Raw genomic sequence first — 23986 nt, forward strand, 5'->3', positions numbered from 1 at the left:
TCCTCCTTGTAGCTGGTGTAGCTACCGATCGCCACCGCAATATTCTTCGGATGTTCGAACGGACAATCCTTGGTATTCCACAGGCTCTTGGTCACGGACAGCAGATAAGCGCTGCCCTGCTTTTTGATTATCTCCGAGGCCTTCACCGGATCGCGCTTTATCTCCTGATTGTCGCGGTCCACATAGACGATATCGTAGTAAGTCTCGTCCAGCTTGTCGAGCTCCGGATAAATGTAACCCTTCTCATTTTTTTGCAGCTCAATCAGGACCTTGGCAGGGCTGCCGGGGTCACATTCCTCATCGTATTTATTTTCGTCGTCCACCTTTAAGGGCGGATGCTCCACCAGAGTGATGGACTCCAAGTACACCCGGTTATCCCGTGTGATATTGGGGATAAATTTCTCGTCGGACACAATGGAGGTAGTCTCAAAGCCATTGATGTACTGTTTTCCCTGGGCGTTCACCGGCCCCGATGTGATAGGCAGCTCAAACCGGACGATGCCCTGGTAGATACGGCTGGCGCCGGTATTCCCCAGCTTTACGCCATACCAGGCGTTCTTGCCGCCGATGCTGGCGTTCAAGCTGCCCTGGTTGCCGCCGTATTTGAGCTTGCCGTTGGCATCCATACCGTACGGCCGCACCTCAAGGGTGGGAACCGCCTTCAGAGCCTCAAAGGATGTGCTTCCCTGATAAGTAGCGTCCTGAACTGCAACGGCCTCCTTCAATCCGTTCTGGATATTCCACTGGTAAATCTCCCCTGTCTTGAACACAGAATTTCCCTTGGACTGTGCGCTCACCAGATCTCCCACTGTGGAGCCGATGGATACGCCCTGCTGATTCTGGGCGTCCTCAGCGCTGGTCTGGGTGTCGTGGAAGGAGGTCGGTTTTCCGTAAATGCGCAGCCAGTTCTGCTTGCTGACCTCATGGATCACGTCCGCAGGGCTGGTCTGAGCGTTGGAGAGCACCTGGCCATCGTAGGGGTACAGCGCGGTTTGATCGTCATCGCTTTTCTTAATATGATCGTTTCCTTCATAATTTTCGAACACGATCTTGACGGATCCGACTACCGCGTCCTTATCCAGATCATAGGCCTCTTTTCCGCCAACGGTGATAACAAGATCCTTTTCATCAATTTTAGCTCCTGCGCCTGTGGTCTGGCCCAGGCTGTCCAGATCCTCGCGGCCGTCAAACAGAGTTTTCACCTCGTCGGCTTTATAGGTCCGGATCACAGTCTGATAGTCTTTGTCATAGATGATGATGCTGGGCTTTTCGCCGTACTTTAACAAGTCCCTGTCGATGACGATCTTCGTCACCAGGAATCCTTTCTCTTTCTCATAATTTGAATAAATCGGCACATCCACCCGGAATTCCGCCTGCGGGATATCCGAAAAGCTTCCATCCGAAAGGCTGTTGTTCTGCCCCGTGTGGGAGCGGATCAGCTGGTTTCCGAAGGTAAACAGATAGCTGTGCTGATACCGGTCATACTCCGGAAGCTTAAACAGATCGCCCAACGGAGCCTGCGCAAGCATCGGATTTTTCGGCATGCTGCTGTACCAGCGGTTGGCATCGATGGATTTCGCCGTATACAGGTTGGCATCGGGCAGCTTCTTAGCGTTTAACGCATCGTCGTCAAAAATCGACTGTAAAAACGCGTAAGGATGGGGCTTCTGGACGCTGATATAACCATACTTCGGATCAATCCGGATCGGCTGGTCCGTTTTTCTCCCCTTAACGCCGTCGCCGTGCTGCTCAAAGTTGTACCGCTCCGGCCGGAAGAAGTCCGCCCGGCTCTGGAGAGTGGGATCCTCCGCGTAAACGTTGGTCGTGCCGCTCACCCGAACCTGTAATGCGCTGGCAGCAGAGCCTGTATTGGCATCTACATCCGCAAAACGGATGCGGATATAGCGCACGCCCGTCATATTCTTGTTGATTTGCTGCAATTTCTCCATGGATACCACAAAATTGCCATCTTCGTCATACCACTCGCTGATCGGATTTTTATCTTCTGTCCCGCCCAATACAACGGAATCCAACGCAGCGATACCCTTGTGCACGTCCATGGACTGCTGGTTGGAAAGGCCGCCAAATTCCACGCTAAAAATACGGTCTGCCTTGTCCAGCATTTTTTTCTCAATCATTAACTGGTCAAATACAAAACCTTTTACCGGATCCTCTGTGTCCTCGGCTGCCTCAGCAACGGGCAGCTCGATAAACAGAGTTCCCTCCGTTAACACACGATAACCGTTTTCAGGGCTTGACCAGCGATCCGCCTGATATATATCAAATCGGCCCCCATAGCTGCAATATCCGCAGCCAGGTATGTAAGAGCCATCCTCCAGCTTTACCTGATTCAGTCCCTTTCCTGCGCCGACATAATATATAAACTCCTTTTCATGCCCATTATATGGCACGTAAACCGTCTCCGCCAGCTGATCATATCCCATCAGCGCGCGGCTGGAGAGTTCCTCTTTGAAAGCGTCTTCCTGGTACGCCTGATAGCTGGCCGCCACAGACAGCCAGGGCGCCGTAGAATCGTTTACCTTCAGAATGTGCTGATCCCGGTCCTCCGCGTAATATTCATCCGCAGGGCGCAGATTAGCCGGTTTATCCTCACGGTTATGCACCGCTTCCAGGCGTTTGTCCGCAGTGTGGAAACTGGCTTTAAAACGGTAAGCGATTCCATAAGTAGCCTTTCCGTCCAGATCCACATAGAATGCCTTATCCTTTACGGTTCCGGCAAAATGTTCAAATTCAACCGTAAACTTGTTGACCAGAATCAGGCCTTCTTTTTCCCAGCTTTCACTGGGGATTACATACACCCCATCTGTTACCGCCAGATCCTCACCCTTGATCTGAACTTCTTTTTCGCTTCCGTCGGCCGACCACCCACGGATGGTAACCTGTACAATCTTTCCGGATAATTCCTCCTTATCAAGAATGCGAAGCTCCGAAGACACGAATCCCTCCGGCCGGTTTAACAGCACATGGTTCACGCTGGCATCGCTTGCAGCACCGGTGGCGTCTGAAGTTCCGTCATTCAGGCGGCAGGGAATTTCCAGCTCCAGAACACCGGTGATCAAACTGGAGGCCTCCTGGCTCTCACCGCTGTTTTTGTTATCATAATAGTTGGACAGCCAGGCCCTGACCGTCTCAGGTTTGCCTGCCGTACCGTTCTCAAAGTAAACATCGCTCGTAAACGTTGTTCCATCCGGACAGATCTCATCGAACACTACATCGGGGTTGCGCTCACCGCCGTTCCAGTAACCATGGTCGTGGCTCCACTTATTTTCATGGTAGCCCGGCTGAGTATATATATCCAGATTGACAACGGGATTGGGATCCACATAAAGCTTCTTGATTCCAATGGGCTTATCGTCCTTTTTCCCACCATCGTCCGTGGCTGTGGTCTGGAATTTTTTGCCCTCGAAATTCTTCTGGGTTTCCGCAGTAAACGCATTCCCCAATTCCAGATCCCGCTCATACACGTTGGCATGGCCGATCACCTGCATGTGCAGCAGTTTTTCCGGAACCAGCTTGTCCGGATTGCCATCGCCGTTGGAATCCACCATATGCTCCGGAACCATCTCGCCGTCCATCTCATTGAGAATGATCACAATCCTGCCGGGAATCCACTCCTCATCAAATCCGCCCTTTTCGCGGACTTTGTCCACTGGCAGTACCAGACGTTTGTTTCCATTGACGAAGCCAGTCAGTTCTTCCATCTTAAATGTGACGGCGGGCAGATCCTTCTCCCCTCTGTGGTCCACGTCGAAGAATTGGATCTCCTCCATCTCCGCCCAGTTATTCTTGCTCTCCGGGTCGAGCATTTTGCTCATATCAAATTCCAGGCTCTCTGCGGCAAAGCCCTTATAGCGTAGCTCTTCCACTGGATAATCTCCGTCGAACACATCCAGATTCAGATCGATGATCCCCTTGTACATCACCGCCGTGGAATCGTTGCCCAGGGCCAGATCGTAGGAAAACTGGTTCCGGTAGGGTACAGGCTGTTGTTTAGCGCTGAACTTTTTATCCAGGGCTTTATCCGTCCATGAGACATAGGCATCGATGGTTGGCTTGGCCATCACGAACTTAAGCTTTGCCTCGTCCTCATTTTTGTACCGGTACTGCTCTTCCTCCATGATCTCACCGTTAAAACGGTTCTTCCAGCCGTTCACCTGGCAGGTCACCTTGCCGGGAGCGGTACAGATATTCATGGAGGTTCCGTAAATACGCACCCACTGATCCGCCTGGAGGTCTTCCACAGGAGCGGGTTCTTCCTCTGGGGCTTCCAAGGTTTCCACCCCGCCCTCTTCCCCTTCTTCCTCCTCGTCTGGCTTTTCCAATTCATATTTACCCTTGAAGGAATCAAAATCCAGCCGGAATTCAATAATCTGAATGGGATGCGGCGCCTCGTCCGGATCCGTGGAGAGTTCCCGCAGATCCAGATATACCGAATTGTCTGTGTACTCGGGAAGCGGATTGACTCCTCCTCCCTCCGGATCGGTCACAATGTGCTCCATCAGCTCCGAGCGGGTGTATTGAATCGTCCGCTTGCCTCCGGGCGCGTTTTCATCCACCACGGTCATGGTCAGCATGGGGGCGGGTTCTTTGGTGATTCTTCCCTTCTCGTCCCGTTTATGCGGCTCGTCGCCTGCCTTCAGCAGCGCTTTGCTGATGCGGATGCCTGAGGTCAGGAACGCGTCTACCATATCGCCTTCTTTTGCGTCCTGCTGTTCATCCTGCACCTTTTCGTCCAACTTGAAGGTGAAACTGACGTTATACCCCTCTCCGTCGGATTCATTGCGGATCTTCCACAGATAATTGCCGAAATCCATGATGGCCGGCGTCGCCAGTTCATCCTGATCGATTTTAGTTTCTTCTTTAATAAAAGTTTCCGCCAGAACGTCCCCGGAAATGTCGGAGGGATTGACCATCTTCTCTGGCTTGGATTCCGGTGTTTGCCGCTTGTAAACTTCATTCTCCACGTCAAACTCACCACAGGGGTCCTTTAACAGACCCGCCTGCAATGCCGCCGGATCCGCTTTCTCCAGGAAATTCAGAATCGAAAACGTGAACTGGGCCGTGTTGGTCCGGGGGCCTGCCACTCTGGAAACACCAACCAAGCGGACGTTTCCGGGACAGGCAATCAAAGGAACCCAGGTGCAGCGGTAATTGATCCGTATCACCTGGTTGTAGTCTTCAACTTCCTCGAAAAACTCTTTGACATCACAGGTATAGACGACTCCGGGAACCGTCTCGCCTGCTCCGTTTTTTATCATGACCTTGTCTTTTTCTATGTAATAATTCTCCTCCGGGATCGTCACCGGCAGCCACTTGCCGTCTGTGTTCTGGTACTCCAGAATCGGATATTCCTCGCGGAAATTTTCTGACAGCCGGACGCCATACCCAGCCAGTTGGTCCTTTCCTCCCAACCAGAAATGTAAGGGGTCCTGCCCATCCTTTGAATACTCTTCCACTTCGCTTTCAGGCAACACAAATTGAAGCTTTTGCAGATCAAAAGCCTCTGGCAGCTGGTCGGTCACCTGCGGACGGTACATAGGCGCGTTATAATCGCCTTTTGTATTTTCTTCATCTCCGGCCCCAATGCCATCCAGTGTATAAATCAGCTCTTTTCCGACAAACGCCTCCTCGGTCTGTACAAGCTTTTCGCCGTTGGCGTCAAAACTTGACACCTGCAAAACAGTGCCGGCTTTTTCACGTTTATACCAGCGGTAGCCCAGATTCTCGTTGTCGTCCCCCTGGGGCTCCGGTTCATTTTTATCCTTATTCCCACCAAAATAAACCACGCCGTTGGTATTCACCGTCGCCTGGGCTCGCCGCTGCGAATCCAGCTTCAGGCTGTTTCCAAACGGCGCAAAAATACGGTAAACGCGCTTCGTTGGGCACTCTTTCTCTTTTTCCGGATCTGCATTTACATTGTACTCCTTTGAAAACTGCGGCGGGTACAATTTGAAATCTCTTGAAACAAAGTCAAAATTACAGCCTGCGTTCCAGTTGTATCCCACAACTGTTCCGCCTTCTTCCACCAGTTTGTTGGGATCCTCCACCTCCCAAAACTCTTTTTTCACATCTGTCACATCCACGATCACCACGCCGCCGCTTTCGTCGTACGCGGAAGCGTCATGCTCCACATTGGATAGGTCGTTGGCAATCCAGGTTCCGCCAAAGAGCCTGGTTACATCGGTACCGGTCTGATCCGCGTAAGCCGGATTCTCCTCCAAAGCTCCCGTATCCGGATCCATATAATATTTCCGGTACTGATATGGGTTGGCGTAAGCCGCGCTCTGGGAATTTGACGGCACCTCCATCGTAATATCGAAATCCTTGAAGGTGGTCTCATCCGGCACCCAGTCTTCTTCATTCGGTGGAAGATACAGCGTTCCGTCCTCCTCCTCAATCAATCCGGAGGTATTCTCCACGGACAACAGATAGGAAGCGTAGTTGTTTTTCTGCCACGCGTGTACCGGATTATCCTCCGCACCGCGGATTGTTTTAAAGTTCAGTTTCCAATCGATGTTGGTGTAGAGCAGGTTCAATATGGAGTTGACGTTTCTGGGCTCCTCAGGTATAAAGCCGACTACCTTCGCGTCCTCAGGCAGGACTTTATTGGGCTGATCCGCATACTGATAGCCATAGTAGTTGACCCAGGTCCAACAACTGGCCAGGAGTCCTTCCGGTATAAACCGGCTCTCAACGCTGGAGTCATCCGTAATCCAAAATTTGAAATACACTTTCACAATCCGCGCCTGCTCCGGCTTATAGCCGGTTTTGCTGGCAATCATGTTCAGGCGCACATTGCCGCGGTAATACTGAAGGTTCTCAATATTCGACCCTTCCTCCATCTGGTCTGCAGTCGGGCAGAATACATAATTGTAACTGCTGCTGTCCGAAGCGGTAAAGCTGGACATCTGGTAAACGCTTCCCTGATCCATCACAGCTTCAGGCTTAACTGGCAGCGTCTGATCCGTTGTTTCCTGCTTGCCGCCCTCTGTGGTCTGATCTTTAGAGGGATTCTCCGGCGCCGGCTCTGCTTCGCCGCCATTCTCCGGCGTATCGCCTTCCGGCTTACCGCTTGTTCCTTCGTCCCCCTTATCTCCGGCGGTCTCGCCGTCCGGTTCCTCTGTCTCCTCCTCGTTCGCATCCGGTTTATCTTCCGCCGTGTGATCCCAATCTGCCGTGGAGCCGCTGGCCACCGGTGCGGTCATCAACCGCGCCCGGTCCCGGACGGAGATGGAAGCGGTGGTGCTTCCGGCATCCGAATGGCTGTCGGAGTTGCTTGTGCTGCTCCCGGAGCCACTGTCACTATTCTCGCTTTCGTTTCCGGAACCGCTTCCGTTTTCGGTACCGCTTCCACTGTTCTCGTTTCCACTTTCGGAGCCGCTTCCGTTTTCGGTTCCGCTTCCGTTTTCGCTTCCGCTGTTCTCGTTTCCACTTCCGGAACCGCCTCCGTTTTCAGTGCCGCTTCCGTTGTTCTCGTTTCCGTTTCCGGAGCCATTCCCGTTCTCCCCGGAACCGTTTCCGCCATTTTCGTTTCCGCTTCCGGAGCCGCTTCCGTTCTCAGAACCGCTTCCGCCATTCTCGTTTCCGCTTCCGGAGCCGCTTCCATTCTCAGAACCGTTTCCGCCGTTTTCATTTCCGCTTCCGGAGCCGCCTCCATTCTCAGAACCGCTCCCGCCGTTCTCATTTCCGCTTCCGGAGCCATTCCCGTTCTCCCCGGAGCCGTTTCCGCTTTCGGAGCCGTTTCCACCATTTTCTGTTCCACTGCCGGAACCATTCTCAGAATTGTTTCCGCCATTCTCTGTTCCGCTGCCGGGACCATTCTCATCGTTTCCGGAACCGCTTCCGTTCTCCCCGCTTCCGCCGGTCTCCTGATCCTTGCCGCTGTTGTCCGTCTGATTTTGATCCGTGCTGTCGGAAGAACCCTGACCGGAACCGCCTCCCTGTACGGAGCCTCCCGTCTGACCGGGAACCATCTCCTCCATAAACAGAATATCATCCATAAGCTGGCTGGCGTTGTCAGTATTCCAAATCTGCCAGTCGTCGTCGCTTAACCCCGGGAATGCAACCTCCACACCACCGATAATCTCCAGATCGTTGCTAAGAGCATACTGTTCCGGGCCAAAGGCGTTCCCGTCCCGGTCGGTTTCTCCCACGATAGCGGCGAACACCTCGCCGTCGCGATTCCGGAAAATCGTAGGCGTATCAATATGCAGGGCCAGGTCATAGATGGTGCTGTCCGCAGCCGCCGAGTTGGCAACCAGCTGGATCTCGCCCTCCGCCCTGGTCTTTTTTGACAGAGTGATCGTGCCTTTCTCCAGCTGGATGCCGCTGTCGTCGGTCTTCATATTGAAGGCGCCCTTGATATCCGGCGGATCATGCTCCACCGCCGCCTTTGCCCAAATAGGCAGCGCCGGGTTCCATGGAACCTGTTCTACCACCATAATGAGCGCGATCAACAGCGCCGTCATACGTTTTGCCGCTCTAAGCACTAATTGTTTCTTCTCCTCTGTCATGCCCTTCATCCTCTGTTTCATTCGTTTTTTCTATTAACGTTTTTTTTAACACGAGATATAAAAATTTTTAAACGAACAATGCCCTTCAACCCCCATATATGGATTGAAGAGCTCTTGCATAATAAATATTTATTTGATTGAACCCATTATATACTACATAATATTTATTATGTAGTAATATTTACCCCTATTATAGCACCTTTTTTATATTTTAAAAGCCCCTTTTTAAGAAAATCTTAAAAAAGATTACAAAATACCACATCATTTTTATTATTGTTGCATATTTACGCCTAAATTCATTTTTATATTCCATAATTTTTTATATTTATTCAACCGCACCTCTGCGCCCTATATCGTTCCCGCATTATCCATCTGCAGATTTACCCCGGCAGGCTGTCCCGCACGCACAGCGCCCCATACCCTACCGTGGGGTTGGGAAACTCCTCGAAGCCGGGAAGCTGCCTTGCGCCGCGGATCAGGTAGGCTTTCACCTTCTCACCATACAGAAACGGATCATTTCCCCGCACAATGCCCCACTCCATGAGCAGCGCGGCGCTGCCGCTGACAAAGGGGGTTGCGAAGGAGGTACCCGTCACCGCGGCGTACCCGCCTCCCTTTTGAACCGTGACGATATCCACACCGGGCGCAACCAGGTCCGGCTTGATCTGATTGTCCGTGCGGGTGTACCCTCTTCCGGAGAAATCGGCATAGGATAAATAGGAATCGTTGTACGCCCCCACGGAAATAACCCCGGCGGCAGTGGATGGAATTGTCAGGGTGGTGTCGGCCGTGGGCAGTAAAAAGCGGGTGGCCGGGTTCAGCGCGGCCTGAGCCGGCAGCCACAGGTCGTAGCGCCCGGTCACCAGGCGCACCGGCGTCAGGCGGATGGTCCAGATCCCGCTGTCAACGTAATTCTCCCTTGGCAGAAAATCCATGTAAATCTCCTGGGCGCGGCTGTAGGGACTGGGTTCCCCGTAGTAGAGAAGGACCTTGGTATCCCGATAACGAAAGGTCTGGGCGCCCATGCGGCGGCTGATGGGACCGCTGCTCTCGCCGGAAGGCGCAATGAGTGCGATCTCAAATTCGTCCGCGTAGGATTTCCACAGCTGCACGCTGAAGCCCGTCTCGAAGGGCGCTACGGACAGCTCCACATTCTCTGTCCTTCCCATGACCAGCCGCCCTGAGGTGTGGCCTCCCCCGGCCCCCTCATTGCCCGTCCCGGCTGCCAGTACGGTCCGGCCGAAATTGGAAATGCTGTCGATGTAGGTTTCCAGCAGGCTGGTGCCGTCGTGGGAGCCGTAGGTATTTCCAAAGCTTAAATTGACGGCGGTGGGAAGCCTCAGCTCCATGGCCGTGCGCACCACCGCGTCCAATCCGCGCATAAGCTGAGTAGTTCTTGGAAAGCCGTCGGCCAGGGACGTGCCCAGCCGCACGGCCATGATGGCGCTCTCATAGGCCACGCCGCGGTAGCGCCCGCCGCTCTCCCGTCCATTTCCGGCCGCGATGCCCGCCACCGCGGTGCCGTGGCCGCTGGTATCCACGGAGTTTACGAAACGAAGCGCCTCGGACCTGCTGCCCGCGGCCAGCGCTTCGTTGATTTCCGCTTCCGTGTAGACGCGGTTCTGGACCTGATCCCACAGCCGGATGATCCGCGTTGTGCCGTCCTCATTTCGAAAATCCGAATGAAAATAGTCGATGCCCGAATCGATCACCGCCACCGCCGTGCCAGCGCCCGTAAGACCGCTTGGTCCCGCCTGCACCTGAATCAAACAAGAGGCCGATCTCGCCGCGTTAACGGCAAAGAACAGCCTCTTTGGTTTCTCGATATATTCAATTTGCGGCATCTCACTGACCGCCTGGATCTGACTTTCCGGCACAATTAATATCGCGTAACCGTTTAGCAGAATGTCTGTCTGCACGCCCAACGCCTCCAGGCCAGACAGATCGCCTGAGTAGCGCACAATCAGCTCCCAGGTCCGTTCATTCGGGTTGTAACCCACCTCCAGGCTGCCCGATTTTTCACGCTCCTCAGGCGTGGCGTCCAATGCCAGGTTCAGCAGATTCTCCCTCTTTTGATTCTCCATAACGCACCTCCCGGTTCCGCGCTGCCGCGCCCGGGGGATTTCCCGGTCCGCACAGCTCTCTGCCCATTATATGCGCCGGGACGACGCGGCATGACTCAGCCGCGCACGATGGAATAAATGCTGTAGAAACCGGTTACCGTCACTACGCCCACCAGAATGGGGGTGAGGAAACGGATGAAGAAAATCCAGACTTTTTTCAGCTTGAAGGGAATGCCGTCCCGCTCCACCTCGTCCACCAGGTACTCCGGATTCCATTTCCAGCCGATGTAATAGCACATGGTGATGCCGCCAAAGGGCAGCAGAATATTGTCCGTAATCATTCCCACAAAGTCGAACACGCTGTAATTTAAGATCGTCACCTGTCCCAGGGTGCCGAAGGACAGGGCGCTAGGCACACCCGCCAAAAAACACAGAAGGCCCAGGATCACGGTGGCCTTTTTCCGGGACCAGCGCAGGGTGTCCACTGCAAAGGAGATGGTGACCTCCAAAAGCGCGATGGCGCTGGTCACTGCGGCAAATAATACCAGGGCAAAGAACACCAGGGCGAAGAACGGTCCGCCTTTGATCGCGGAAAATACCTTGGGCAGGGTTCCGAAGATCAGACCCGGCCCCTGTCCCGGCTCCAGGCCGAAGGAGAACACGGCCGGGAAGATGGCGATTCCGGCCATCAGGGCGATCAATGTGTCCAGTCCCGCCACGCTGAGACAGCTTTTGGGAATATTTTCCTTTTCGCTGAGATAACTTCCGTAGGTGATGGTGATTCCCATGCACAGGCTCAGGGAATAAAACACCTGGCCCAGAGCGGCGTTGACCGCGCTCAGCGTGAACGCGCTGGCGTGGGGGATAAAGACGAATTTTAGTCCCTCCACAGCGCCGGGGAGGGTCACGCTGCGCACGATCACCACGATGAGCAGCACAAACAGCAGCGGCATCATGGCTTTACTGGCCCGCTCAATGCCGCTGATCCCGCAGTAGCAGATCAGGGTGGTCACGCCCAGGAACAGGAAATGCCAGAATACCGGCTCCACCGGCCGGCTGATGAATTCTGAGAAATCTGCCGGTGCCGCCAGCGTGGTGGCGTAATTGACAATGTACTTTAAAATCCAGCCGCCGATCACGCTGTAATACGACAAAATCAGGAACGCGGCCGCCACGCCGAACACGCCCACGATCCTGGCGTGCGGGTGGATATCCCCGTAAGCCTGAACGGGGTCGTGCCGGGTCTTGCGCCCCAGAGACATTTCCACCATCATCACCGGTACGCCCAGGATGCAGATAAACAGCAGATATACCGCCAGAAACGCGCCGCCGCCGTTCCGGCCCATGAGATAGGGGAACTTCCAGAGATTTCCAAGTCCGATGGCCGCTCCCGCCGTAGCCATGATAAAGCCCAGTTTGCTTGCCCATTGATTATTTGTTTTCATGCCATTGCCCATCCTAATCGTTTATTTTCTCTTCTTAATAAATATAAATACCAGGCCGCTGAGTCCCATAAGCAGCGGATAGAAACAGTACGGTATAATCTCAAAGGGCGTCAATCCGGTCAGGGAAGCCGCCGCCAGGAGCTGGGCCCCGTAAGGGATCAGGCCCTGGCCCATGGAGCTGAACATGTCAAGCAGGGAGGCCGACCGCCTGGGCGTCACCCCGAAATCGTCGCTGATCTCCTTGGCGATGGGGCCGGACATGACGATGGCCACCGTGTTGTTAGCCGTACACATATCCACCAGCAGCGCCAGCGCCGCGATTCCCAGCTCGCCGCCGCGCTCGCCGTTTATGCGTTTTCGGATGAAGGTGAGAATGAAATCAATTCCCCCGTACTCCTTCACCAGGGCAACGATACAGGCCACGATGATGGAGATCACCGTGATGTCGTACATTCCCATAATGCCCGCGCCCACATGGGTGAACATTTCTCCCAGGGCAAAGGCTCCGGTGGCCACGCCAACCACCAGGGACAGGACCGTGCCCGCGATGAGGATCACAAAGACGTTGACGCCCGCTAAGGCGCCGATCAGCACCACCAGGTATGGCAGCACCCGGAATATATTGTAGTCCAGATTCCCGGTTACCTGGAAATCCGCTTCCCTGCCAAGGAACAGAAACAGAAGGATGGTGGCTACCGCCGCCGGGAGGACGATGAGAAAATTCTCCCGGAACTTGTCCTTCATATCGCAGCCCTGGGTTTTGACCGCCGCAATGGTGGTGTCGGAGATCATGGACAGGTTGTCGCCGAACATGGCGCCTCCGACCACCGCCCCGGCGCAGACCGCCAGGGAAAAACCAGTCTTCTCGCTTATTCCCACCGCAATGGACGAGAGCGCCGTGATGGTGCCCACGCTGGTTCCCATGGAAATGGAAATAAAGCAGCCGATCAGAAACAGCCCGGCCACTGCCACCTTGGAGGGCAGAATGGACAGCCCCAGGTTGACCGTGCTCTCCACGCCTCCGGCCGCCTTAACCGCGCCGGTAAACGCCCCGGCCACCAAAAAGATCAGGCACATGGTGATGATATTCTCATCCCCCACGCCCTTGGCCGCCAGGCGGATCTTGTCCGCAAATTTTACCTTTGGATTTTGAATGAACGCCACCAGAAGGGCCAGCAAAAACGCCACGATGGCAGGCATACTGTAGAAATCTCCCGTGATGAATCCCGCTCCCAGAAAGATCAACAGAAACACCAGAATTGGCAGAAGGGCCACTGCCCTTCCCGAATTATTTTCCCCCATTATCGCTATCTCCCGTAAAATTTTTTCTTGCGGCCATCAGAAGCCGCATTGTTTATTATATCTGATATGAGCGCAGCTTTCAACTGGAATTTTTATGGGGAGGAATGGAGGGAAGGCGGGATCAGGACAAGGGATTTCCCCTTCCCGCGGGCCGTCGGCCGCCGGACCGTGGGAACCGCTGTCCGGGGCGGGCGGTAAACTCTGTGCTCGTACTGCGTTCCGTAATTCCTCGTGCACAGAGCGCCTGATATCCGCACCTGAAGTATGCCTGCGAATCGACGGCGTAGTGGGGCCTACGGCCAGATTCGCAGGCATACTTCAGGTGCGGATAGCGGCGCTATATACACGAGGACTTGCAATACGCTGTGCTAGGATACTACAACGGTCCCGTCAACTACCACATACTTTACCTGGGTGTCCAGATCGAAGGGGCTGCCGTCTGTGATCACCAAATCCCCGTCCTTGCCGGGTTCCAGGCTGCCCACCCGGCGGTCGATGCCGATGTGGCGGGCCGGGTTGATGGTGATGGCTTTCAGGGCGTCAAAGGGCTTCATGCCCGATTTCACGGCCAGACCCGCGCACAGCGGCAGGTACTGCTGGGGGATCACCGGGGAGTCTGTGATAATGGACACGGAGCAGCCCGCGTCTGCCAGAATTCCGGGCGTCTCGAAGGTCTTGTTGCGCAGCTCGAACTTGGTGGCGTGGCCGAAGGACGGGCCCACGGCCACCGGGAAACCCTCCCTGGCCAGCTCGCCTGCGATCAGATGCCCCTCGGTGCAGTGTTCCAGCGTCAGCTTCACGCCGAATTCCCTAGCGATACGGATGGCGGTGAAAATGTCGTTGGCCTGATGGGCGTGGGCCTTTAGGGGGATTTCGCCCTTTAAAACCGGGATCAGCGCCTCCATTTTCATGTCAAAGGCCGGTTTGCGGAACACATCCCCGGCGGCGGCCTCCTTTTTCTCCATGTACTCCGAGGCTTTGAACAGCAGCTCACGCAGCTTGGCAGCCGTGGTCATACGGGTGCAGTTGCCTTCCTCCCGGTAGCAGCGCTTGGGGTTCTCGCCAAAGGCGCATTTCATGGCAATGGGGTCCTTCACCACCATGTGATCCACCCGCGTCCCCACTGTTTTCAGCGCAAGAAAGGTGCCGCCCAGCACGTTGGCGCTTCCGGGGCCGGTGGCCACGCAGGTGACGCCAGACTCAACTGCCTGCCGGAAGGTGGGGTCCATGGGATTGATGGCGTCCAGGCCGCGCAGATGGGCCGCTACAACATCCCCCCGCTCGTTGACGTCGTCGCCCTCGAACCCGATTCCGTAGCCGTCCACGCCCAGATGGCAGTGGGCTTCCACAAAACCAGGGTAGACCGAAAGTCCGGAGGCGTCGATCACCTGAGCGTCCCCGGCGGGCCCCGGGAAAGACCCGATGGCCGTGATTTTTCCATTCTCAATCCATATGTCCGCGATTTTGGGCTCCTCTGTCACCGCGTCGTGGACCAGTCCGTTTTTGATACAAAGCATATTTAGTTCCTCCTCCTGATTGTGCCGGGTTCATTTCCCCGGAACTTTAAATATTTGTCTCGTAGGTGCCTTTGACCAGCAGCTGTCCATTTTCCAGCATCATTTTGCCGCGGGCGATCACGGTGTCCAGCTCCAAATCCGGGCCCAACAGTAGCAGATCGGCGTCCGCCCCCGGGGCCACATGGCCCTTGGCCGGGTACAGTTCCAGGGCGCGGGCGGCGTTGGAGGTGAAGTACGTCAGCGCTTCGGACAGATCCATGTTCCCGTCCCGGACCAGATTGACCAGCTGGGCGTACATCGTCCCCACGTCCGTGACGCCGATCTCGGCCAGATTGCCGTAAGCGTCGTAGTTGGACCAGCTGCCCTGTCCGTCGGAGCTGAAGGTCAGCCGCTCCATTGGGACGCCCTGATCCCTGGCTTCCTTGAGCAAAGCGGGCATGCGGCCGGGGTCGCTTAAGTCGCAGGTGATGTCCATATACCCGCCCAGCTTCGCCAGCCTAAAGCCCTCCTGCGGCAGTTCTTCGGTGCGGGCCATGTGGGTGGGGTGAAAGGTCTTGGCCGGGATGTTCGTGCGCGCCAGGGCTTCGAACACCGAGTCCAGCCTGCCCGCTCCGTCCCCCATGTGGATCACAATGATGCCCGCCTTGCCGCCGATCATTCCCGCCACCCGCACGTCGCTGGCCAGGCGGATCAGCTCGTCCACGGAAATGTTGGGCGCCCGGTGGTCGGAGATCGCCAGCTTTAAGCCGATGATCTCGTTGATGAACGCGATGTCCTTTTTGATGCTTCCCGTGATGGTGAGGGAGGGCACGCCGTAAGCTCCGCAGAGTGCGTAGGCCGTGATTCCCTCCTCGGTCAGCGCTTTGGCCTTGGCTACCAGGTTTTCCACACTGCGGGTCATGTCGTCGGTGCCCAGCAGCCCCAGCACCGTGGTGATTCCCGACCGGATCAGGGCTGAAAGGCAGATTTCCGGCGTCCGGGTATGGAAACTCCCCTCTCCTCCGCCACCAACAAGGTGCACGTGCTGGTCAATGAGGCCGGGCGTGAGCATTTTCCCGCGCGCCTCAATTACCCGGCAGCCGCAGAGGGCGGGCAGGTTCTCTCCCACCGCCTCGACGCGCTCTCCGCAGATCAACACGTCCCGGATTCCCAGGTGCTCGGGTGCATAAATATCCGCTTCCTTAATTAATATCATGGTGTTTGCTCCTTTGTGGGTTATTTTTTAATGTGTGATTGATGTGGCGTTATGTATGTTATGATTGTAGCACATTGGGTGGTAAAATGAAACTGTGTGGGGGCGTACTGTGGTGGGGAGAAGGGGGATATGTGAATGGGAGGCGCAACGGGATGGGTGGCGGGGCGCAATGGGATGGGTGGTGAGGGGCGCAACGGGATGGGCGGCGGGGCGCAACGGGATGGGTGGCGGAGCACAACGGGATTGGGGGCGAGGGGCGCGGAATAAAAAAGGCGGTTCCGCCGCCGGATGGAAACCACCGCTGCGGGAGAGCCGTCTTTCTTGTTATCGTTTCATCTGTGTTCTTTCTTATTTTAAGAAGCCGTTTACGATCTGGGCTTCCGCCTCTTCCTCGGTCAGGCCCAGGGTCATCAGCTTTACGATCTGTTCGCCTGCAATCTTGCCGATGGCGGCCTCGTGGATCAGTGCGGCGTCGATGTTGTTGGCGGTCAGGCCGGGCACTGCGATAATCTTGGCGTCGTCCATGATAATGGCGTCGCATTCCGAGTGGCCGGAACATTTTGCGTTGCCGTTGATCTTGGAGTTGAAGGTCTGAATGGATTGGTCCTTGGCCACGGAACGGGATACCAGGTCCGTGCTGGCGTCATCTCCATTCAAATCCACCACATAGGTGCTGACGGCGCTCTGAGTGCCGTGAGTCAGCAGGCGCTCCCGCACGATCAGCTTGGCCCCCGCGGCCAGCTCGGCGTTGGTAACACGGTCCGTGGAATCCACGCCCTTGATCTGAACCATTTCCATCTCCACGTAGCTGTTCTCTTCCATATGAACCTCGGTCAGGGGATTCAAAATCCGCTTTCCGCGGCCGTCACCCTCGCCGTAGTGCTTCTCCACGTATTTTACCTTAGCGTTTTTGCCCACATAGAAGCGGTGGATGCCGTCGTGCTCCGCGTCCTGGTCGCCGCAGTTGTGGATGCCGCAGCCGGCCACGATGACCACATCGCAGTCCTCGCCGATGTAAAAATCGTTGTAAACCATATCCTTCAGCCCGCTCTCGCTGACCACTACCGGAATGTGCACGCTCTCATGCTTTGTGCCGGGCTTTATGCGGATGTCGATTCCGCTCACATCCTCCTTGGTGGTGATATCAATATTTGCGGTGGTGCTGCGGCTGGCCAGCTTGCCGTTGGCGCGGATATTGTAAGCGCCCTCCGGAACCCCGTGCAGGTCCGCAACTTCCATCAATATTCTCTCTTGAATTTCATCCATTTTCGATTCATCTCCTTTTCCGTACGGCGATTTAATCCTGATTGTAAAACTTGCTGCAGGCATCCACCGCGGAGGCGGTGCCCATAATCTGGGGCATAATCTCGTCCCTGGAACCGTGGTTGACAATCTTTCCGTCCGCGATCACCACGATTTCGTCCGCTATATTTAAAATCCGCTCCTGATGGGAAATGATCAGGATGGACCCGTTTGTATTTTTGCGCATACGCTCGAACACCTGGATCAGATTCTGAAAGCTCCAGAGGTCGATTCCCGCTTCCGGCTCGTCAAAAACTGAGAGCTTGGAAGCCCGGGCCAGCACCGAAGCGATCTCGATGCGCTTCAGTTCGCCGCCGGACAGGCTGGCGTTCACCTCGCGGTTGATGTAATCCTTGGCGCAAAGCCCCACCTCGGACAGGTATTGACAGGCGTCGGTTACGGACAGCTTTTTCTTCGCCGCCAGACGGATCAGATCCAGGACCTGTACGCCCTTAAAACGCACGGGCTGCTGGAACGCAAAACTGATTCCAAGATTCGCCCGGTCGGTAATATTCATATCTGTGATATCCTGGCCGTCGAACAGAATCCTTCCGCTGGTGGGCTTCTCGATGCCCATGATCAGCTTGGCCGTGGTGGACTTTCCGCCTCCGTTGGGGCCTGTGATCACCACAAATTTTCCGTCTCCGATGGTCAGGTTCAAATCCTTTATAATCCCTTTTCCTCCCTCGTCGTCATTGACGTCGAAGGTAAGATTCTCTAATGTAAGCATAGCCTTCTCCTGCCTCTCTGTTTTTTAACACTCTGGATCGCTGCAAATGCAGCCACAACCTACAGTATACACTATTTTTCCTTTTTTTACTATCCTTATTTTACCTGGGCTTCCAGGAAATGTCTGTTGCATTTGCAACAGTTTTACGGATTATAAAAGGCGGAAAGCTCTGATGAACTTTCCGCCTTTTCTGCGCCTGCAGAAGATGGGAGTCGAACCCACAAGGTATTACTACCACACGGACCTGAACCGTGCGCGTCTGCCAATTCCGCCACTTCTGCATTTCGCGCCTGTTATCACAGGCGACGAAGGTTATTATAAGGGAATATGGGGGATTTGTCAATTACTTTTGAGGAAAAAATGAATTTTTCGTTCTGTACCTTCCCCCGCCTGTATCATCCTTTCAGTGTCACGAACATTAAAACGCAGGTCACAAAAATCAGTCCCACCACCAACAGCACTCCCATGTTGTGCTGCTTGACGTTGTGCACCGACGGCGGAACGAGGCCCGCCTTGCGCAGAGCTGTTACAATGGGCTTGTAAAGTAAAAGGACGAAGGCCGTGTTCAGGCCGCCCTTAAACAGGTTGAAGGGAAGAAATACCGGCACCAGCAGCGCTTCCACCGCATCTCTGGGATATCCCATGTAGATAGGGGTGAGTAAGTAATTCCATAGAAGCATGGCGATTGTTGCCAGCACGATTCCCGACACAAGGCCGATGGCCGCGCCTTTTAACGTGTGGTCGCGTTTGTAGAGATAGGCGGCCGGGCAGGCGAAGCAGCAGCTGGCCAGAATATTCATCACACAGCCGATGATTCCGGTGCTGCTGATGGTAGCCATCTCGATAAAGGAGACGATCACGGAGATCACCATGGCCGTCCAGGGGCCGAACATAAAGCCGCCGATCGTAATCATCACGTCCTTGGGTTCATAGCTCAGAAACAGAACTACCGGGATGCGGAAAAACAGCACCATGAGAAAGGCGATGGCACAGAGCATTCCCACCGTTGTGATCCGTTTTGTCCTGGCGTCCGTGCCGGACTTTGTGTTTGCAGTTACGTTTGCGTTGCTGTTCATAGTTTCTACCTCCGAATGAATTATTTGCCGGATTCCGCCGGTCCGGTACCGCCGGTCAGACGGTTGAAACCGCCTGGCTGACAGAAAAACACCTGAAAAGCAATATGCCTTTCAGGTGTCAAATAATATCCGGTGCATCATTTGGCCGCTGCAAAATGCAGCCGCCCCGTCTATGCTGACACATCTTCTTTCATCCAGACTATACTGTTGGTCCCGGAGTTTCACCGGGTCAACGCTCGCGCGCTCGCGGACTGTACCGCCAATCGGGAATTTCACCCTGCCCTGAAGACATAATCTTATTCAGTTGTGGTTATTATAACGCTTTTGGGTTATTTATGCAAGTGTGTTTGAGCATAATTCTTTTATATATTCTCTGCCTGCAATTACATTGATCCATTCTTCCGGTATTTGGTCGGCTCCGTAAAAACTTGACGCCAAACCTCCGGCCACAGCTCCAACCGTATCCGTATCGTCTCCCAAATTAACTGCTTTTAGTACGCATTCCTGATAGGACGACGAATTTAACAGACACCACAATGCAGCCTCCAGAGTGTGAACCACATATCCGCTGCTTTGGATTTGTTCCTCCGGCAACCGTTTGAATTCATCCAGCCTCTTAAGCCGATTATAACTCCTTATTTCTATTTCACCGATTCTGTCATAATAATCAAAGGCAGTCTGTATTCCATTTCGAACACACTCCGCTATCGGATCAGTCCCGCCAATTAAACTGATTGCAACCATCACATAAATCCCACAACCAACCTGGCTCCTGCTATGTCCGTGGGTCAGAGACGATAGATTGTGTATTAACTCCATTTGGACATCAATGCTGAGTTCCTGATGGTTGTATAGATAATAGGCGATTGGAAGAATTCGCATGAGCGAGCCATTTCCGTTTTCATATTCTGATTTACCACCACATTCCAATGGGGCAATTCCGCGCCCATAATTCATTATGGCTTTGCTGGTGGCATTTCCAACGTCAAAGACCTCTCCTAAGGCAGTGTATTCTCCATACAATAACCATGCCGAGAATTTGTCCATGATATCTGTATAATTAATTGCTTTACATTGAACCATGCTATCTAACAGCGCTAGTGTTAAGCTTGTATCATCAGACCATACCCCCATAGGCTGATGATGTGTCCCGTATTCCCGCATCGATTTAACCGGATTCCTTGCTATACATTCGCGGGACATAAACTCAACCGGGACCCCCAGGGCATCGCCTGTGGCAAGTCCAATTATACCATCGTATATGTTTCTCAAATTGTCTCCCTCTGGCTTGGTACTTTTTATTAGCCATGGCTTTTCATTTCAGCAAACCCATATCATGCTATGCGATATCCAAGCGGTCTTTCATCTTATTGATTTCCATCCGATGATTGATCAGCTCCAATTCCATACCTTCGCGCTTCTTCTCAAACTGAAGAGCCTCGTCAAGACGCTGTTTGAGGAAGTCGTGGCCTTCACCGATAATATCGATTTTTTTGGAAATGTCGTTTTCGATGGTGAGCTCCATGCGTGTGACACGGTTTTCTATACCGGTGACCCGGTCCTCGATCACTGCGACCTTGTCCTCGATTCCGGTCACACGGTCCTCAATCACTGCGACCTTATTCTCGATTCCGGTGACTCGGTCCTCGATCACCACGACCTTATTCTCGATTCCGGTCACACGGTCCTCGATCACTGCGACCTTGTCCTCGATTCCGGTGACCCGGTCCTCGATCACTGCGACCTTATCCTTGATTCCGGTGACCCGGTCCTCGATCACTGCGACCTTATTCTCGATTCCGGTGACTCGGTCCTCAATGCCCTCGACCTTATTCTCAATACCGGTAACCCGGTCCTCGATCACTGCGACCTTATCCTCGATCCCAGTAACCCTGTCCTCAATACGCGCTGTTTTGTCTTTTACTTCCCTCAAGTCCACGCTCATGCTTTCCAGCTTATCCAGTATCAACTTCTCTGTTTCCGTCATAATTTATCCTCCCCTTTTCTTAATTAATCCTAGTGCCGTATCCATTTTTATATGGTTTTTGTCTGATTTTGTTTTCAAAGCCATTAGGTAACGGATCGCCGGAGCTCCCCTCTCTCCCACACCCATCCCCGTGATTATTTCTATCATACCACAACGCCTGACACAAAGTCTATATCATTTAGAACCCCCATTTTTCTCCAAATCCTCCACCATATACCGATAATTCTCCCTCTGATCCGCCAGATATTCATCGTGCCTCTGCGCGAAGGACGTCAACCACGCTTCTAGGTCCATCTCGTGTTTGCACGAGTACGCGGCCATGGCCAGGAGTGACAGACGGTTTGCGGGGGCAAGGAGTTTGGAGTTGTCCTTGATTGCGACGGCTTCCAGATCGTCCAGGAGCTGGCTGTAGAACTCGATGTCCTTTTTGACCTCCCCAGGTGTCAGACCGGTGCACGCTGCGATGAACTGCTCCGGGGTTGCGGGGGGTTGTGCGGCGCCGGATTGGATGTGAAGAAATTCCATCATCAGATGTTCCAGAATATGTAACTTACGGCTAATGACATTCTTGTCTTTTGTGGCCCGGTTGGCGTTCACATCGTCGAAGGACATGTCCAGCCCGGGCACGGTTCTGGCGTGTAATTCTTCCTGGAACGCGTCGAGGAAGGCCGCATACCTGGAATCGTCGCCGCACAGCAGGGTGAACCTGTGAAACAACGCAAAGAACAGGAACGAGTCTTTGCTGGTGAAAATGGCGGGGTACTCGTCCCCCACCGCCGCCTCCAGACGGTCCAGCTCCTGCCTGAGCGTCTGAAACTCGCGGTCGGACGCGTTCTGGTTCAGATAGGTTCCCAATTTTTTTGAGTTTTTCTGCCAGTTTTCCAGATGGAACATGGCCATCAGAGACTCGCACACCACCCGCTCGCAGGTTCCGTTGTTCAGCTCCGTGGCGGAAAAGCTGCCGCAATCCTTGAAAAAGCGGTGGGACTGGGAGATTTCCTTCACGTTTTTGGCGATGGCGTCCATGTAGGTGATGCTGTTTTCGTTGTGGTTCATGGAGGTCTGGCGGTTATAGCGGCGAATATGGTAGCCGATCTCCTCATCCGTACAGTCCAGATGCTTGACCACGTCGATCTGGTAATTGTCGAACTTTTCCTTCAACTCCATAGGGAGATCAGCGTAGCCCTTTTCGCGCAGGTCAAACTCCACGTCCTCCATGACCGGCGCGCCGTACTCGTCGATGGTTTTGCCGGGCCTCTGGTAATAGACGATGGGCAGCTCCACATTTTTGCCCAGCTTGAAGATACCCTTCTTGTATTTTTCAAGAACGGTCAGCCTCTGCAACCCGTCAATGAGCCAGAGAATCACCTTACCGTCCACCAGCTGTTCGCATATCTTGATGGAATCCACGTCTTCATGCTTAATGGCGGTTGCGATAAAACCGTCCCTGGCATCGCTCTTCCACTTGTCCGCTTTTCTCTGCTGCAGATGATTTTTCCGCAATTCCCTGCGGCTGAACATATTGAGCAGCGTAGCGCACATGTAGGTGTCCTTTTTGGTTTTATCCCGCCCCATCATTCCCATATTGATTGTACCTCCTGCTAAAATAACACTGAAACATTTTCATATGACCTGAGCATGGCCATGTGATTCGAATATTCCTTTTCTGACAGATGTAATTGCTCCCGGATTTCGGAGGGCTTGTACCCCTCCGACAACAGCGCGGCGATCTCCCGCTGTTTCCGGGAAAGTCTTTCCAGATATTGTTCCATCCGGCTGCCGGAGGGCGCACCGGTCTCTATGAGAAGCTCTGTCTCCAGGTCAAAGGGAGACAAAAGCACGTCCTCAAGTGTCGCTCCGCCCTCTTCCTCCACGGGCGCATCCAGGGAAAGACACATCCTGTCCGCAATCCGTTTCACCCTGTTCCGGCTTGTCATCAGGGACTTGAACTTCCGTGAAAGGCAGCTTTTAAGAAACGCTTCGAATTCATCGCCCCTGGAATCGTCAAAGGACGCGGCGGCGCTCCAGACGGTCCGGTTGGCCTCGCTGTAAAATTCGTCGTAATCCTTCGCTGAGATTCCGCCGAAGCGGGTGAAAATCGGGTAGGCAATCTGCCTGAGCCGGGCCATGTTGTTGCCACAATAGTAATCAAGCGTCTCCTGTTGGCGCTTACCATCCATAAATAATACCCCCTCTTTCTGATGCTCATTATAATTCGAACATATGTTCGTGTCAAGCCCAAATAGAACATTTGTTCGATATAATATCAAAAAATTAAGAGGCATTAACCGTTACGTCAACGCCTCCCGCATTCGCTTATGGATTTCTTACATAAAGTACCTGCATTTTTCGGAATAAAAAAACGGCTCCTTTGTGAAAAGCCTGATCATCGGTTTCAGATCTTCTGTTTCTCTGTATGCTTTCAGCGCCTCCAGATACTCGTTCCGATTCTCCCGTTTCCATTCGCCCATTGTGTACTCCTTCCAAACTGCTGTTTGAATTGATTACAACCTGTACCGATGACGTTTTTCATTCATTTTGTCAACTTCCCGCCACAAAACAGAGAATCTATCAACAGAACCATTTTTGAAAAGGAGGGAATCAATGTTTGATCCGCAATCGAACGCCGTCTATTTCGCACGGTACAACGCCATCTGCACGCGCTACGCGCTGCTCACGGATCAGGCTCTGATCGACCGGTGGAAGTACCATCAGCTCCGGTCACGGCGCAGGGAGGACGGAGACTGGATCGCGTTCTCCGTGTGCGAGGACCTGCTCCGGCAAAGGGGGAATCCCTATCTGGACAACCATTACCCAAAGGATTGAATATTTTAG

At 53.9% G+C, this 23986-nt stretch carries 16 protein-coding genes, 1 tRNA gene and 1 riboswitch (1 of these 18 only partly in view); of the genes, 1 reads left to right on the forward strand and 16 read right to left on the reverse strand.

The genetic code is table 11. From position 1 onward, the window contains the following. From ACK2JC_RS01690 to ACK2JC_RS01765, 16 genes are all read right to left on the reverse strand, one after another. Positions 1 to 8555, reverse strand: partial view of an SdrD B-like domain-containing protein gene (locus ACK2JC_RS01690; RefSeq protein WP_411338392.1) — the 5' portion only. It extends 20944 nt beyond the left edge of the window; the window shows 8555 of its 29499 coding nt (coding positions 1–8555); its start codon is at positions 8553 to 8555; the stop codon falls past the left edge of the window. Positions 8556 to 8914: 359 nt separating this feature from the next. After that, positions 8915 to 10618 carry a S8 family peptidase gene (locus ACK2JC_RS01695; protein ID WP_320938201.1) on the reverse strand — a complete coding sequence of 568 codons (1704 nt, stop codon included), beginning with the start codon at positions 10616 to 10618 and terminating at the stop codon, positions 8915 to 8917. A gap of 95 nt (positions 10619 to 10713) precedes the next feature. Continuing rightward, positions 10714 to 12042: a sodium-dependent transporter gene (locus tag ACK2JC_RS01700; RefSeq protein ID WP_320938202.1), complete on the reverse strand. Its 1329-nt coding sequence runs from the start codon at positions 12040 to 12042 to the stop codon at positions 10714 to 10716. A 21-nt stretch (positions 12043 to 12063) separates the two neighbouring features. Next, positions 12064 to 13344, reverse strand: a complete 1281-nt coding sequence (locus tag ACK2JC_RS01705) for a Na+/H+ antiporter NhaC family protein (protein WP_007715782.1) — start codon at positions 13342 to 13344, stop codon at positions 12064 to 12066. A gap of 368 nt (positions 13345 to 13712) precedes the next feature. Continuing rightward, on the reverse strand, positions 13713 to 14861 hold the full coding sequence (locus ACK2JC_RS01710) for an amidohydrolase (protein ID WP_320938203.1): 1149 nt from the start codon (positions 14859 to 14861) through the stop codon (positions 13713 to 13715). 46 nt (positions 14862 to 14907) lie between these two features. Beyond that, positions 14908 to 16056 carry a beta-aspartyl-peptidase gene (gene iadA / locus ACK2JC_RS01715; protein ID WP_320938204.1) on the reverse strand — a complete coding sequence of 383 codons (1149 nt, stop codon included), beginning with the start codon at positions 16054 to 16056 and terminating at the stop codon, positions 14908 to 14910. Positions 16057 to 16404: 348 nt separating this feature from the next. Continuing rightward, positions 16405 to 17322, reverse strand: coding sequence for a SufB/SufD family protein (locus tag ACK2JC_RS01720; RefSeq protein WP_092369920.1), 918 nt, complete (start codon positions 17320 to 17322; stop codon positions 16405 to 16407). A gap of 31 nt (positions 17323 to 17353) precedes the next feature. Beyond that, positions 17354 to 18088 (reverse strand): ABC transporter ATP-binding protein, encoded by a 735-nt coding sequence (locus ACK2JC_RS01725; RefSeq protein WP_024734301.1) that lies wholly within the window; start codon positions 18086 to 18088, stop codon positions 17354 to 17356. A gap of 197 nt (positions 18089 to 18285) precedes the next feature. Further along, a tRNA-Leu gene (locus tag ACK2JC_RS01730) sits at positions 18286 to 18369 on the reverse strand. A gap of 114 nt (positions 18370 to 18483) precedes the next feature. After that, on the reverse strand, positions 18484 to 19164 hold the full coding sequence (locus ACK2JC_RS01735) for an ECF transporter S component (RefSeq protein ID WP_118755344.1): 681 nt from the start codon (positions 19162 to 19164) through the stop codon (positions 18484 to 18486). 178 nt (positions 19165 to 19342) lie between these two features. Further along, positions 19343 to 19458: riboswitch (FMN riboswitch) on the reverse strand. 39 nt (positions 19459 to 19497) lie between these two features. Further along, a complete protein-coding gene (locus ACK2JC_RS01740) occupies positions 19498 to 20436 on the reverse strand; it encodes an ADP-ribosylglycohydrolase family protein (protein ID WP_276854880.1) in 939 nt (312 codons plus the stop codon). A 67-nt stretch (positions 20437 to 20503) separates the two neighbouring features. Further along, the gene (locus ACK2JC_RS01745; RefSeq protein WP_320938205.1) at positions 20504 to 21151 is read right to left on the reverse strand and encodes a hypothetical protein; all 648 of its coding nucleotides are present in this window, start codon (positions 21149 to 21151) and stop codon (positions 20504 to 20506) included. Positions 21152 to 21154: 3 nt separating this feature from the next. Next, on the reverse strand, positions 21155 to 21298 hold the full coding sequence (locus ACK2JC_RS01750; protein ID WP_320938206.1) for a hypothetical protein: 144 nt from the start codon (positions 21296 to 21298) through the stop codon (positions 21155 to 21157). 27 nt (positions 21299 to 21325) lie between these two features. Beyond that, positions 21326 to 22735 carry a hypothetical protein gene (locus ACK2JC_RS01755; protein WP_411338397.1) on the reverse strand — a complete coding sequence of 470 codons (1410 nt, stop codon included), beginning with the start codon at positions 22733 to 22735 and terminating at the stop codon, positions 21326 to 21328. Between the two features lie 17 nt (positions 22736 to 22752). Then, on the reverse strand, positions 22753 to 23331 hold the full coding sequence (locus ACK2JC_RS01760; RefSeq protein WP_320938208.1) for a sigma factor: 579 nt from the start codon (positions 23329 to 23331) through the stop codon (positions 22753 to 22755). 147 nt (positions 23332 to 23478) lie between these two features. Continuing rightward, on the reverse strand, positions 23479 to 23622 hold the full coding sequence (locus tag ACK2JC_RS01765) for a hypothetical protein (protein ID WP_302325873.1): 144 nt from the start codon (positions 23620 to 23622) through the stop codon (positions 23479 to 23481). Positions 23623 to 23755: 133 nt separating this feature from the next. Between ACK2JC_RS01765 and ACK2JC_RS01770 the strand changes: the two genes are divergently transcribed. Further along, the gene (locus tag ACK2JC_RS01770) at positions 23756 to 23977 is read left to right on the forward strand and encodes a hypothetical protein (RefSeq protein ID WP_320938209.1); all 222 of its coding nucleotides are present in this window, start codon (positions 23756 to 23758) and stop codon (positions 23975 to 23977) included. Positions 23978 to 23986: the final 9 nt, after the last annotated feature.

Origin of the sequence: Enterocloster lavalensis (assembly GCF_046603895.1) — a bacterium.
GTDB classification, from domain to species: Bacteria; Bacillota; Clostridia; order Lachnospirales; family Lachnospiraceae; genus Enterocloster; species Enterocloster lavalensis.

Bases quoted from the DNA above. Each gene is read 5' to 3' on its own strand.
- ACK2JC_RS01720 (WP_092369920.1), bottom strand. From the start codon at position 17,322: ATGGATGAAATTCAAGAGAGAATATTGATGGAAGTTGCGGACCTGCAC.
- ACK2JC_RS01765 (WP_302325873.1), bottom strand. From the start codon at position 23,622: ATGGGCGAATGGAAACGGGAGAATCGGAACGAGTATCTGGAGGCGCTG.
- ACK2JC_RS01770 (WP_320938209.1), top strand. From the start codon at position 23,756: ATGTTTGATCCGCAATCGAACGCCGTCTATTTCGCACGGTACAACGCC.
- ACK2JC_RS01705 (WP_007715782.1), bottom strand. From the start codon at position 13,344: ATGGGGGAAAATAATTCGGGAAGGGCAGTGGCCCTTCTGCCAATTCTG.
- ACK2JC_RS01725 (WP_024734301.1), bottom strand. From the start codon at position 18,088: ATGCTTACATTAGAGAATCTTACCTTCGACGTCAATGACGACGAGGGA.
- ACK2JC_RS01695 (WP_320938201.1), bottom strand. From the start codon at position 10,618: ATGGAGAATCAAAAGAGGGAGAATCTGCTGAACCTGGCATTGGACGCC.
- iadA (WP_320938204.1), bottom strand. From the start codon at position 16,056: ATGATATTAATTAAGGAAGCGGATATTTATGCACCCGAGCACCTGGGA.
- ACK2JC_RS01735 (WP_118755344.1), bottom strand. From the start codon at position 19,164: ATGAACAGCAACGCAAACGTAACTGCAAACACAAAGTCCGGCACGGAC.
- ACK2JC_RS01760 (WP_320938208.1), bottom strand. From the start codon at position 23,331: ATGGATGGTAAGCGCCAACAGGAGACGCTTGATTACTATTGTGGCAAC.
- ACK2JC_RS01745 (WP_320938205.1), bottom strand. From the start codon at position 21,151: ATGACGGAAACAGAGAAGTTGATACTGGATAAGCTGGAAAGCATGAGC.
- ACK2JC_RS01700 (WP_320938202.1), bottom strand. From the start codon at position 12,042: ATGAAAACAAATAATCAATGGGCAAGCAAACTGGGCTTTATCATGGCT.
- ACK2JC_RS01710 (WP_320938203.1), bottom strand. From the start codon at position 14,861: ATGCTTTGTATCAAAAACGGACTGGTCCACGACGCGGTGACAGAGGAG.
- ACK2JC_RS01755 (WP_411338397.1), bottom strand. From the start codon at position 22,735: ATGGGAATGATGGGGCGGGATAAAACCAAAAAGGACACCTACATGTGC.
- ACK2JC_RS01750 (WP_320938206.1), bottom strand. From the start codon at position 21,298: ATGATAGAAATAATCACGGGGATGGGTGTGGGAGAGAGGGGAGCTCCG.